The 12,154-nt window shown below is 66.2% G+C and carries 11 protein-coding genes and 1 tRNA gene; 3 read left to right on the top strand and 9 right to left on the bottom strand.

The window, feature by feature from the left end; all coding sequences use genetic code 11:
* Nucleotides 1–2: 2 nt before the first annotated feature.
* From ligA to AC1DW0_RS00190, 6 genes are read right to left on the bottom strand one after another with little or no spacing between them, the layout of a single operon-like run.
* On the bottom strand, nt 3–437 hold the full coding sequence (gene ligA, locus AC1DW0_RS00165; protein ID WP_056197434.1) for a protocatechuate 4,5-dioxygenase subunit alpha: 435 nt from the start codon (nt 435–437) through the stop codon (nt 3–5).
* Nucleotides 437–1,351 carry an amidohydrolase family protein gene (locus AC1DW0_RS00170; protein ID WP_477856602.1) on the bottom strand — a complete coding sequence of 305 codons (915 nt, stop codon included), beginning with the start codon at nt 1,349–1,351 and terminating at the stop codon, nt 437–439. The genes ligA and AC1DW0_RS00170 overlap by 1 nt, the downstream gene beginning before the upstream one ends.
* 4 nt (nt 1,352–1,355) lie before the next feature.
* On the bottom strand, nt 1,356–2,039 hold the full coding sequence (gene ligK, locus AC1DW0_RS00175) for a 4-carboxy-4-hydroxy-2-oxoadipate aldolase/oxaloacetate decarboxylase (protein ID WP_477856600.1): 684 nt from the start codon (nt 2,037–2,039) through the stop codon (nt 1,356–1,358).
* Nucleotides 2,040–2,041: 2 nt separating this feature from the next.
* Complete coding sequence (locus AC1DW0_RS00180; protein WP_477856598.1) at nt 2,042–3,070, bottom strand: amidohydrolase family protein; 1,029 nt, start codon at nt 3,068–3,070, stop codon at nt 2,042–2,044.
* An 18-nt stretch (nt 3,071–3,088) separates the two neighbouring features.
* Entirely contained in the window at nt 3,089–4,468 is a 1,380-nt protein-coding gene (locus tag AC1DW0_RS00185) for an MFS transporter (RefSeq protein WP_477944341.1), read from the bottom strand.
* Between the two features lie 24 nt (nt 4,469–4,492).
* A complete protein-coding gene (locus tag AC1DW0_RS00190; RefSeq protein ID WP_477856596.1) occupies nt 4,493–5,194 on the bottom strand; it encodes a substrate-binding domain-containing protein in 702 nt (233 codons plus the stop codon).
* 95 nt (nt 5,195–5,289) lie between these two features.
* Between AC1DW0_RS00190 and AC1DW0_RS00195 the strand changes: the two genes are divergently transcribed.
* On the top strand, nt 5,290–6,192 hold the full coding sequence (locus AC1DW0_RS00195; protein WP_056197427.1) for a LysR family transcriptional regulator: 903 nt from the start codon (nt 5,290–5,292) through the stop codon (nt 6,190–6,192).
* On the opposite strand, the gene pobA is transcribed toward AC1DW0_RS00195, so the two are convergent.
* The gene (gene pobA, locus AC1DW0_RS00200) at nt 6,171–7,343 is read right to left on the bottom strand and encodes a 4-hydroxybenzoate 3-monooxygenase (protein WP_457392642.1); all 1,173 of its coding nucleotides are present in this window, start codon (nt 7,341–7,343) and stop codon (nt 6,171–6,173) included. The two genes, AC1DW0_RS00195 and pobA, sit on opposite strands and share 22 nt — an antisense overlap.
* A 192-nt stretch (nt 7,344–7,535) precedes the next feature.
* On the opposite strand from pobA, the gene AC1DW0_RS00205 reads away from it, so the two are divergent.
* A complete protein-coding gene (locus AC1DW0_RS00205) occupies nt 7,536–8,372 on the top strand; it encodes a helix-turn-helix domain-containing protein (protein ID WP_477944343.1) in 837 nt (278 codons plus the stop codon).
* Here AC1DW0_RS00205 and AC1DW0_RS00210 read toward each other — a convergent pair.
* Nucleotides 8,366–10,666: an ATP-binding cassette domain-containing protein gene (locus tag AC1DW0_RS00210; protein WP_477944345.1), complete on the bottom strand. Its 2,301-nt coding sequence runs from the start codon at nt 10,664–10,666 to the stop codon at nt 8,366–8,368. The two genes, AC1DW0_RS00205 and AC1DW0_RS00210, sit on opposite strands and share 7 nt — an antisense overlap.
* A 276-nt stretch (nt 10,667–10,942) precedes the next feature.
* Here AC1DW0_RS00210 and AC1DW0_RS00215 point away from each other — a divergent pair, with 276 nt between their 5' ends.
* Nucleotides 10,943–11,842: a hypothetical protein gene (locus tag AC1DW0_RS00215; RefSeq protein ID WP_477944347.1), complete on the top strand. Its 900-nt coding sequence runs from the start codon at nt 10,943–10,945 to the stop codon at nt 11,840–11,842.
* Between the two features lie 218 nt (nt 11,843–12,060).
* On the opposite strand, the gene AC1DW0_RS00220 is transcribed toward AC1DW0_RS00215, so the two are convergent.
* A tRNA-Pro gene (locus tag AC1DW0_RS00220) sits at nt 12,061–12,137 on the bottom strand.
* Between the last annotated feature and the right edge of the window lie 17 nt (nt 12,138–12,154).

Consider the following 12,154-nt stretch of genomic DNA (forward strand, 5'->3'; position numbering starts at 1 on the left):
GGTTATTTGTTCCCTGCTTTGCCTTGCGGCTGGCGGTGCGCCTGCGCGTCGCCGTCCTCGCCAACGCGGCGGTTGCCTTCCACGGAGCGGCCGCCGGAGATCATCATGTTGCGGTACTCCTCTTCGGTCATGCCCGTCATGCTGCCTGCCATCTGCTGGAAGCTCTTGCCGTCGGTCGCGCCGATCTTGGCCAGGAAATAGATGTTGCCGCCCAGGCGGATGCACTCGTTCAGGTCGCGCGCCAGCACGGCCGCCTTCTGCGCATCGGTCATCGGCCACTCGTCGAGATAGGCGCGCTCGTCGGCCTTGAAGCGGGCGCGGTTGTCGGCCTTCATCAGCGACATGCAGAACTGGTTCAGCCAGTAGCCCTTGCGGGATTGTTCGGCGTCGAAGATGGTGGTGCCGGGGATGTCGGTGTAGGACTTGTCGAGCGGCATCAGCTTTCCTCCGGCCAGTACAGGCGCATGGGGTTGTCCACCAGCAGCCGGCGTTGTAGCTCAGGCGTCGGGGCGATGTGGGGGATGAAGTCGACCAGCAGGCCGTCGTCGGGCATGTGGTCCTTGAGGTTGGGGTGGGGCCAGTCCGTGCCCCACAGCACGCGGTCAGGGAACTCGTCCATGACGCGGCGGGCAAAGGGCAGGACGTCGCGATAGGCGTTCTGCTCGCCGTCCAACGCGCGCGGGCCGGTGACGGACAGGCGCTCGGGGCAGCTGAGCTTGCTCCACACGTTGTCGTTCTCGCGCATGAACTTCAGGAAGAGTTCGAACTCGGGGCCGTCCACTGGTTTGCTCACATCCGGCCGGCCCATGTGGTCGACGACGACGGTGGTGGGCAGGGCGGTGAAGAAGTCCCAAAGCTCGGGCAGGTCGGCCGCCTCGAAGTAGATGACGACATGCCAGCCCAGCCTAGCGATGCGGGCGGCGATCTCCTGCAGCTCGTCCTTGGGCGTGAAGTCCACCAGCCGCTTGACGAAGTTGAAGCGCACGCCGCGCACGCCAGCCTCGTGCATGCGTTGCAGCTCGGCATCGCTGATGCCGCGCTTGATGGTGACAACGCCGCGGGCCTTGCCGCCCGAGCTTTGCAGCGCGTCGATCAGCGCGCTGTTGTCGGCGCCATGGCAGGTCGCCTGCACGATGACGTTGCGCGCAAAGCCGAGGTGGTCGCGCAGTGCGAACAACTGTTCCTTGCTGGCGTCGCAGGGCGTGTACTTGCGCTCCGGCGCGAACGGGAACTGCGCGCCGGGGCCGAAGACATGGCAGTGCGCGTCGACGGCGCCGGCCGGGACTTGGAAACGCGGTTTGGAAGGAGCGGCGTACCAGTCCAGCCAGCCGGGGGTCTTGGTGAAGTCCATGGTTTCAGTCGATGTAGCGCAGGCCGGCTTTTTCCAGCGGCTCACGCATCTTGTACATGTCGAGGCCAAGCACGCCGGAAGCCAGCTTGGCGCGCTTCTCGCCTTCGAAGCTCTCGCGCTTGAGGGCGGCTTCCAGCGTGTCGACCGCACGTGCGGACGGCACGCAGACGACGCCATCGTCGTCCGCCACGATGACATCGCCCGGCGTGACCCACATGCCGGCGCAGACGACGGGGATGTTGACCGAGCCCAGCGTGGCCTTGATGGTGCCCTTGCTGCTGATGCACTTGCTCCACACCGGGAAGCCCATCTGCTGCAGCGTCTTCACGTCGCGCACGCCGGCGTCGATGACGAGAGCCCGCGCGCCGCGGGCCTGGAAGGAGGTGGCGAGCAGGTCACCGAAATAGCCATCGGTGCAGTCGGCGGTGACCGCCGCGACGACGATGTCGCCGGGCTGGATCTGCTCGGCGGCGACATGCATCATCCAGTTGTCGCCGGGTTGCAGCAGCACGGTCACGGCCGTGCCCGACACCTGCACGCCGGCGTAGATGGGCCGCATATACGGCTTGAGCAGGCCCACACGGCCCATGGCCTCGTGCACGGTGGCCGAGCCCAGCGCGGCCAGGCCGTCGGCGGCCGTGCGGTCGGCGCGCTGGATGTTGCGGTAGACGACGCCCAGTTCGTACATGGTCAGAGCCCCTTGGCTTTCAGTTGCGCATCCAGGCGCGGGAAGACGCGGCGGGCATTGCCCTCGTAGACGGCGTGGCGGTCCTCTTCACTGAGGTTGGCCGTGGCCTCGACGTAGCGCTTGGTGTCGTCGTAGTAGTGGCCGGTCTCGGGGTCGATGCCGCGCACGGCGCCGATCATCTCGGACGCGAACAGGATGTTCTTGACCGGGATCACCTTGGTCAACAGGTCGATGCCCGGCTGGTGATAGACGCAGGTGTCGAAGAAGATGTTGTTCAGCAGGTGCTCGCTCAGCAGCGGCTTCTTGAGCTCCTGCGCCAGACCGCGAAAGCGCCCCCAGTGGTAGGGCACCGCGCCGCCACCGTGCGGGATCAGGAACTTCAGCGTCGGGAAGTCCTTGAACAGATCGCTGGTCAGGCACTGCATGAAGGCCGTCGTGTCGGCGTTCAGGTAGTGCGCGCCGGTGGTGTGGAAGCAGGCATTGCAGCTGGTCGACACATGCACCATGGCCGGGATGTCGTACTCGACCATCTGTTCGTAGATGGGGTACCAGTGCCGGTCCGACAGCGGCGGCGACGTCCAGTGGCCGCCGGAGGGGTCCGGGTTCAGGTTGATGCCGACGTTGCCGTACTCCTCCACGCACTTGACCAGTTCGGGGATGCAGGTGGCCGGGTCCACGCCGGGGGACTGCGGCAGCATGGCCGCGGGCACAAAGTGATCTGGGAAGAGCTGGGCCACGCGGTAGCAGAGCTCGTTGCAGATGGCGGCCCAGGTGGCGGACGTGTTGAAGTCGCCGATGTGGTGGGCCATGAAGCTGGCACGCGGGCTGAAGATGGTCAAGTCCGAGCCGCGCTGCTTCATCAGCTTGAGCTGGTTGGTCTCGATGGACTCGCGCAGCTCGTCGTCGCTGATCTTCAGCTCGCTGGCCTTGGGCGCGCGCGTCGGGTCCTTCAAAGCGGCGATCTGCAGGTCGCGCCAGGCGCCGAGGGCCGCCGGCGCGGTCGTGTAGTGGCCGTGGACGTCGATGATCATCAGAGCTTCTCCTTGTTGTCAGTGCGCGAGTGCCGTGCGGGCATCGCGGTCGTCGGCAAAGCCATCGGCATCACGCTTGATCCACAGCGCCGCGGCGGCAAGGGCGCCGGGTACGGCCAGCACCAGGAACACGGTACCGATGCTGGCATGCATGGCGGCCATTTGCGCCACCAGCAGCGAGCCCAGAATGCCGCCGAAGCGGCCGATGCCCAGCATCCAGGACACGCCGGTGGCGCGCGCATTGGTCGGGTAGAAGGCCGCCGCCAGCGCCGGCAGCGACGACTGCGCGGTGTTCATCAACACGCCGGCCAGGAAGACGCAGACGACCAGCGCGGCCACGTTGCCCGTCATCTGGCCGATGGACCAGATGGCCACCGAGGTCAGCGCAAAGCCCAGGGCAACGATGCGGTTGGGCTCGACGCGGTCCATCAGCCAGCCGAAGAACACGGCGCCGACGCCGCCCAGCGGGAAGAGGGCCGAGATCAGCGTCGCGGTGCGCGGCTCGATGCCGGCCTCCTTGAACAGCAGCGGCATCCAGTTGATCAGCGCGTAGAAGATCACCAGGCCCATGAAGTAGGCCACCCAAAGCATCAATGTGCCGAGGCGGTAGGAGCGGGCCAGCACCTGCGCCAGGCCGCCGCGTTCGTTGGTAACGACGCGCGTCTCGCTGAGCGTGAAGCGCTCGATCTGGTGCACCTGCGGGCCGGCGATGCGGGCCAGCGCAGCGCGGATGCGCTCGACCGGTTGGCGGCGGGTGACCATGAAGCGCACCGACTCGGGCAGCAGCGTCAGCAGGCCGATCGTCAGCAGCAGCGGCGCGATGCCACCCAGCACCAGCACGCTCTGCCAGCCCCATTGCGGGATCATCCACGCGGCCAGGAAACCACCGAAGGCCGCGCCCAGCGGGAAGCCGCAGAACATCAGGTTGGTCAGCGTGGAACGGCGCGCCGTGGGACAGTACTCGCTCATCAGCGTGACGGCGCTGGGCATGGCCGAGCCCAGGCCCAGGCCGGTGATGAAGCGCAGCACGCTGAGTTCCGTCAGGTTGGTGGCGAAGGCCGAGGCCAGCGTGGCGACGCCGAAGAGCAGCACCGTCACCGTCAGCACACGCTTGCGGCCCAGTCGGTCGGCGATGGGGCCGGACAACAGCGCGCCGGCGGCCAGGCCGAAGAGGGCGGCGCTCAGCACCGGCGCCAGCATGGGCTTGGTGACGCCCCAGTCCTTGATCAGCGACGGCGCGATGTAGCCGATGGCCGCGGTGTCGAAGCCGTCCAGCAGCACGACGAAGAAGCACAGCGCGAAGACCACCCATTGCCAGCGGGACAGCGGGTGGTCGTCGATGAGGCGCTGCACGTCCACGGCGCGGGCGCCGGGAGTGGGGATCGGTGAGGTCTGCAAGCTTGTCTCCTGTTGTCGTTGGGGTCAGCGCGCGTCCGAAGTCGCGCGCATGCCGTGTTGCCGTTTGATCGCCTCGGTGGCGGGGCTGGCCATGAAGTCCAGCAGGGCCAGTGCCGCTTCGGGCTGGGTCGCATGGGCCGTGATGGCGCCGCTGAAGCGGCTGACGATGTCGACCCCCGGCGGCATGCCGCCGAGCAGCGTGATGCCGGAAACATCCATCAGCTCGCTGTACTGCTGGAAGCCCAACTCGACCTCGCCGCTGGCCACCAGGCTGCCGACCGGCACGCCGGGGCGGGCCTGCACGAGGCGGGCCTTCAAGCTGTCGGCCAGGCCCCAGCGCTCGAAGAGCTTCATCAAGGCCGTGCCGCTGGGGCCGGTCGAGTAGCCGATGGTGCGGGCTTGCAGCACGGCGGCGCGCAAGGCGGTTTCCGTGCTGATATCCGGTTGGGCCGAACCGGCACGCACGGCAATGGCGACGCTGGAGTCGGCGATGGCGCGCACGCTGCCGGGCAGCAATCGACCGGCGGCGTCCAGCTTGGCGATGGCATCGCTGGCCAGCACAACCACGTCGAAGGCCTCGCCGTCGTGCACGCGACGCGCGGCATCCACGCCGCCGACAGACTCCAGATGCACGGCGGGCGCGCCGGTCTGCGCATGCGCCTGCGCGAGTGCCGTCAGCAGATGGCGCGTGGCCATGGACGAGATCAGGGTGAGGGCGGTGCTCATGGGGCGCGATTCTTCGCAGTGAAGCTCTGTCACGCTAGGTCTGGCTGCTGCTATCAGCTATAGCGATCCGGCATGGGCTCTGCCAAGATGCGCGCATGACGTTGAACCAGATCGAGTACTTCATCCAGGTCGCGGAGCACGGCAGCTTCAGCAAGGCCGCGCTGGTGTTGAACGTGGCGCAGCCGGCGCTGAGCCGGCAGGTGCGGGCGCTGGAGACGGAGCTGCACGAAACCCTCTTCCTGCGCAATGGTCGCGGCGTGACGCTGACCGAAGCCGGGCGCCGGCTGCTGGAGCATGGTCAGGGCATCCTGCACCTGGTAACGCAGGCACGCGAGGACCTCAGCGAGCACCGCAACGAGCCGGTCGGCCAGATCGTCGTGGCCATGCCGCCGACACAGGCGCGCATGCACACGCTGCCGTTGATCAGGGGTTTTACCGCCAGCTGCCCGCGGGCGCGCCTGGTCATCATGGAAGGCTTTTCGACCCACCTCACCGAGTGGCTGGTGTCGGGGCGGGCGGACCTGGCGCTGGTCTACAACCCCGAGCCGCTGCCGTCGCTGGAGATCCTGCCGCTGCGCGAGGAGTCGCTGCTACTGCTGAGCCCGCCCGAGGCGGCACCGAGCGGGCCACTGACGCTGGAGGAGCTGTCGCGCCTGCCGTTGATCATGCCGCAGCGGGGCCATGTGTTCCGCAAGCGCATGGAGGAGGCCGCAGCGATGGCCGGCGTGCAGTTGCGCGTGGACTGGGAGGTGTCCAGCGTGCCGGCCATCCTCGACCTGGTCGCTGCCGGTCTCGGGCATGCGGCGCTGGGCGAGGACGTGCTGCGCGCTTTCGAGCACCCGGAGCGCCTGGCCGTCACCCGCTTCAAGGCCAGCGATGTGAAGACGACACTGTGTCTGGTCACGCCGGCGCTGAAGCGCTCGACGCCGCTGACGCAGCGGACGGCGGCGCTGCTGATGAAGCTGGTGCGTGAGCCCTACCAGGGCAGGCCGACGTAGTTCTCCGCCATCGACGCCATCGCGGCCTCGGAGCTGACGACGTATTCCAGTTCGGCGCGATGCAGCTTGGCATCGATCTCGGGCTCGTTCGGCAGGTTGTGCATCAGGCTGGTGAACCACCAGGAGAAGCGCTCGGCCTTCCAGATGCGCGACAGGCAGCGGGAGGAGTAGTGCTCGATGCCGGCTTCGCTCTTCTCGCGGTAGTGCTCGATCAGCGCCTGGGACAGATAGCGCACGTCGGATGCCGCCAGGTTCAGCCCCTTGGCACCGGTGGGCGGCACGATGTGGGCGGCGTCGCCGGCCAGGAAGAGGCGGCCAAAACGCATCGGCTCGGCAACGAAGCTGCGCAGCGGCGCGATGCTCTTTTCCAGTGAAGGGCCGGTGACGAGGGCCGCCGCCGCCGCAGGGTCCATGCGCGCGCGCAGCTCGTTCCAGAAGCGTTCGTCGCTCCAGTCGCCCACCTGCTCGGTCAGCGGCACCTGCAGGTAGTAGCGGCTGCGTGTGCTTGAGCGCATGCTGCACAGCGTGAAGCCGCGCTCGTGGCGGCCGTAGATCAGCTCGTGCGAGACCGGCGGTGTGTCGCTCAGCATGCCCAGCCAGCCAAAGGGGTAGACCTTCTCGTGCGTCTGGATGGCGTCCGCCGGCACGCTGGCGCGGCTGACGCCGTGATAGCCGTCGCAGCCGGCGATGTAGTCGCACAGGATCTCGATGCGCTCACCATTCACCGTGCAGCGCGCACCGGGTGCATCGCCGTCGAAGCCGAACAGCTCCACATCGGAGGCTGAATACAGCGTCTGTTCGCCCACCGCGGCGCGGGCTTCCATCAGGTCGCGCGTCACCTCGGTCTGGCCATAGACCATGACCGACTTGCCGCCGGTCAGCCGGCTCAGGTCGATGTGATGGCGCTGGCCGTCGAACATCAGCTCGAAGCCGTGGTGCACCAGACCTTCGGCATGCATGCGCGCGCCGACACCGGCTTCGTCCAGCAGGTCGACGGTGGTTTGCTCCAGCACGCCGGCGCGGATGCGGCCGAGCACATAGTCGCCCGTCTGGCGTTCGACGATCAGGTTGGCCACGCCGGCCTTGTGCAGCAATTGGCCGAGCAGCAAACCCGACGGCCCCGCGCCGACGATGAGCACCTGGGTGCGCAATGTCTTCATGTCTCGCTCCGTTCTTGTCAGATACCTGTGAGCGTAGGCCGGTGGGGGTGTAGGAACAATGGACGACAGGAACGTGCGCTTGCACAATTCGAACCTATGTCAAGGTCTCAAGCCCGTTCCTCACCACCTCTGTATGAGCTTTATGGCGAGCTGGGGCGGGATGAAGCGCTGGATGGTCTCCACATGGAGTCCATCGCCGACCGCAGCCGATTGCACAATTGGGAAATCCAGCCGCACCGGCATGCGGCGCTGGTGCAGCTGCTGCTGATCGAGTCCGGCACGGCGCGCGTGCAGATCGACGGGCAGCTGCTGGAGCTACGTGCGCCCGCCGTCGTCTGGGTACCGATGCTGGTGGTGCATGGCTTCGCGTTCTCGCCGGAAACTGAGGGGCACGTCATCACGCTGGACCAGGCGCGGATCAGGAGTCTGATCGGCGGCTCGCGCGGCCTCTGGGAAGGCTTGGGAGCCTCGCGCGGCGTGGCATTGGAAGCCGGCTCACCCCACGCGCAGACGCTACTTGCGATTGCCCGCGTGCTGCGTGCCGATTACGCTGGCACGTCACCCTGGCGCGCCCAGGTGCTTGACGGCGCTGTGCTGATGGCAGCCGCCCTCATAGCCCGGCTGCCTGCGCTTGCTGCGGAAGCGGCGGAAACTGCCGAGCCCGAAGGCCGGGCCATGCAGCATCTGGCCCGCTACCGCGAGCAGGTCGAGCGCCACTACCGCAGCCACCCGACCCTGGACACGCTGGCGGCGCCGCTGGGCATCACGACGACGCAGCTCACCCGCCTGTGCCGCCAGCATCTGAACTGCTCGCCGCTGGACGTACTGCACCAGCGCCTGTTGCTGGAGGCCAAGCGTGAACTGAGCTATACGACGTTGCAGGTGCGCCAGATCGCCGATGGCCTGGGCTTTGCGGACCCGGCCTACTTCACGCGCTTCTTCCAGCGGCTGACGGGGCAGTCGCCGAGTAGCTGGCGGGCCGACATGGCGTCGCGCTCGATGGTTACCCGAAATCATTGAGCGCTGCCAGAACCCTGCGAATTTGCATACCTTCTCAGATGCGTGGCCGTCTCACCTGAGCCCGTCGCGGCCATCTCCGCCACGGGGCCCTCGAACACCACGCGACCGCCGAATCGGCCAGCTTCCGGCCCCATGTCGATCAGCCAGTCTGCCTGGGCGATCATGTCCAGCTGATGTTCGATCACGACAACGGTGGCGCCGCGTTCGATGAGTTGGTCGAGCAATCGAAACAATCGATCGATGTCCGAAAGATGCAGGCCTGAGGTGGGTTCGTCGAACACATAGATTCGGCCCGACTGGCCCAGCTCCGTGGCCAGCTTCAGGCGTTGCCGTTCCCCGCCCGACAGGCTGGACAAAGGTTGGCCGAGCGACAGGTAGGCGAGCCCGACTTCATCGAGGCGGGCCAGCGCAGGCGCGATCTCCGGTTCGGCAAAGAAGGCGCTTGCTTCAGCCACGCGCATCGCCAGCACTTCGGCGATGTTCTTGCCGCGCAGGCGGTACTGAAGAGCTTCGTCAGTGAACCGGCGCCCTCGGCAGCGCTCACAGATGCTGACGATGGGCTCCATGAATGCGAGGTCTGTCTCCGTAGTGCCAAGGCCTTTGCACGCGGGACAGGCGCCGCCCGAGTTGGCGCTGAACAGCGACGCGCTGGCCGCGTTCGCCTGGGCAAAAAGGCTCCGGATGGGATCGAGGATGCCCGTGTAGGTCGCCGTGTTCGAGCGACGCGAACCTGTGATGGCACCCTGGTCGATGCACACGACCTCGGGGTAGGTGCGGGCGAAGGCGGCGTTGATCAGGCTGCTCTTGCCCGAACCGGCCACGCCTGTCACGACCGTCAGGACGCCCATCGGGATCGAAACGCTCACGTCCTTCAGGTTGTGCTGAGTGGCGTGCGTGATCGGCAGCCAGCCCGATGGAGTGCGCGGTGTGGTGTTGATGCGCGTCGGGCGAGACAGGCTGCGCCCCGTGGGCGTGTCGGCCTGCCGCAGGGCCTGCACATCGCCCTCGAAGACCACGGTGCCGCCTGCGTCTCCAGCGCCCGGGCCAATGTCGATGACGTGGTCCGCCGCCACGATGACGTCAGGGTCGTGTTCCACCACCAGCACCGTGTTGCCCTTGTCGCACAGGTGGCGCAACAGCTTGTTCAGGCGCGCAACGTCGCGCGGGTGCAAGCCCACGCTGGGTTCGTCGAAGATGTAGCTCATGTCGCTGAGGCCGCTGCCCAGGTGGCGAACCATCTTCACGCGTTGGGATTCCCCGCCCGACAGGCTCGTCGTTTCTCGGCCGAGGCTCAGGTAGCCCAAACCGATGTCAACCAGATGCTGGACCCGGTAGGCCAGCGCCGGCACCATGCTGGCGGCAAGCGGCGCATCGACCTGGCCGATGACGGCCAGCAACTCACCCACCTCCATCTCGCACCAGTCGGCGATGTTCCTGCCGTCAATGCGGCAACTCAACACCTTCTCGTTGAGGCGCGCCCCGTGGCACCGCGGGCAAGGGCCGGCCGTCACCAACCGATCCCATTCGGCGCGGTCCAGCCCTTTGACCTCGCTGATGTTGCGGGTCAGGAAGTTGCGGCGGATGCGCGGCAGCACGCCCTCGTAGCGGCTGGTCGGTGGCCAGCCTGGCCCGGGGTTCAGGATGGGTACGTCCTGCGCGTGGAGCAGCGTCTCCCACTCCTCGTCGGTGTAGTCCTTCAGCGGCTTGTCGTTGTCGAACAGGCCGCTGTGGACATAGCGCTTCCAGCGGTAGCCGCCGACGGCGAACGCGCTGAAGCGGATTGCTCCCTGGTTGAGCGAGCGCTGCCTGTCGAACAGCCGGTCGATGTCGATGGTGTCGACCTTCCCCAGGCCCTCGCATCGCGGGCACATGCCGTCAGGGTGGTTGAACGAGAAGATGTTGGAGTAGCCGACGAAGGGCTGCCCCACCCGCGAGAACAGCAGGCGGATCAGCGCGAGGATGTCGGTGGCCGTGCCGACCGTGGAGCGCGCATTGCCACCCAGGCGGCGTTGATCGATGACGATGGCCGCACAGAGGTTCTGCAGCACGTCGGCATCGGGCTGGGCGTGGTGCGGCAGGCGGTGCCTCACGAAGGTGGAAAAAGTGTCGTTCAGCTGCCGCTGCGACTCGGCTGCAATGGTGTCGAAAACGAGTGAAGACTTGCCCGAGCCCGAGACTCCTGTGAACACGGTGATGTGCTTCTTCGGGATATCGACGCTGACGTTGCGCAGATTGTTCTCTCGGGCACCGACGATGCGGATGAAGTCGGTGGACGGCGATGGATGTTTCAGCACGGAGGAGCTCTTTGCCTGCATGGACAGCGGCGGCAATCAATGTGCCCAGCTGCGGCGAATGCCTAGCAAACGTTCGTCCTGCCTCTGCCAGGGCAGAGCGCTGCCTGACCCTGCGGGGGTGCTCGACTGCTGGAAGCGATTTGGCCCTGACGTGAACATCGTCCAATGAAACCTCACCTCGCGCGCCAGTCGGATTGACGAGAGGTTTGCAGACCTTCTCTAGCGCCTGGTGCCGGGCGATGACCAGGATTGCGACTCCGCTGTGGCGCGCTCAAAATGATTCAGATGGACCTGGGGCCTTCAATTGTTCATCGTCGGTTGATCAGCCGTCGTGCCGCGATGCTGGGCTTGGGTGCCACCCTCGCTGCCCCGTCCATCGCAGGCCAGCTTCTTGAAGTCGTGTATCCACGTACGCACGAACGGCCCACCGACGGTACGCCGTTCAAATTGCTGACAGCCGCGTTGGAGGCTTCTGGACGTCCCCACACTCTTCGAGTGAGCGAGGCGCCGCTGCCGTCGATGAGGGCTTTTTTGGAACTCAAAGGTGGCGGTGTCAATGTCATGGACACGGGTGCATCGCCAAAGGTGGCTGAGCGTACTCGGATCCTCCCCTTTCCACTGGATCTAGGACTGAGCGGCTACCGCCTCATGCTGGTACGTCGCGATCGACTCGACCGCCTGAGGGCCGTGCGTGAACACGATGACCTTCGGCAATTGGTTTTCGGTCAGGGGCCTGATTGGGTGGACTCCAGCATTCTGCGAGCCGCTGGGCTCAAGGTGCAGGAGGCAGAGTTCTTGCACCTGTTCCGTATGCTGGAGGCGGGTCGATTCGATGCCTTCCCGCTGGGAGCCGATGAGGCTGGCATGTTGCTGGACATGTTCGGCCACCTGGCGCCATCGGTAGTGTTGTTCGAAGATTGGTGTGTTCACTACCGGTTCGCGCGCGTCTTCGCTGTGCGTCGAGACGAACCGGCGCTGGCTGATGCTTTGAACGAAGGCCTGAGCAGACTTTTCGTCACGGGCCGCGCGAGAGAAATCCTGGCTCGGGATGCTCGCATCGGCCCCCTGCTCGACGGCCGCAGACGGCTACCTGCGTCAGTCTTTGAACTCGACAACCCCCTCTGGACGGCGCCCTTCCGGGCTATTCCCGAAGCATTGTTTTTCAAGCCGCACTGACCAACGGCCGCGGCGAAATCCGTTCTTTCCCCGGTAGGCAGCGCAAAACGGCAGGCTGGTGCTCCTCAAAGCCTGTCATGCGGGTCGGCCCGCCGAATCGTCCTGTTGGCCGTGGACCCGGCCTCGCAGCTTTTTTCCGGTGGACCCCTTCCGAGGCCACAAAGGAAAAAGGACCTAGAGGCTTTCGCTTCTAAGTCCTTGATTTCTCTTCTTATTTTTGGTCGGGACGGCGGGATTCGAACTCGCGACCCCTTGCACCCCATGCAAGTGCGCTACCAGGCTGCGCTACGCCCCGACTGAGCCAAAAAGTAT

Source organism: Roseateles sp. P4_D2 (assembly GCF_056401875.1).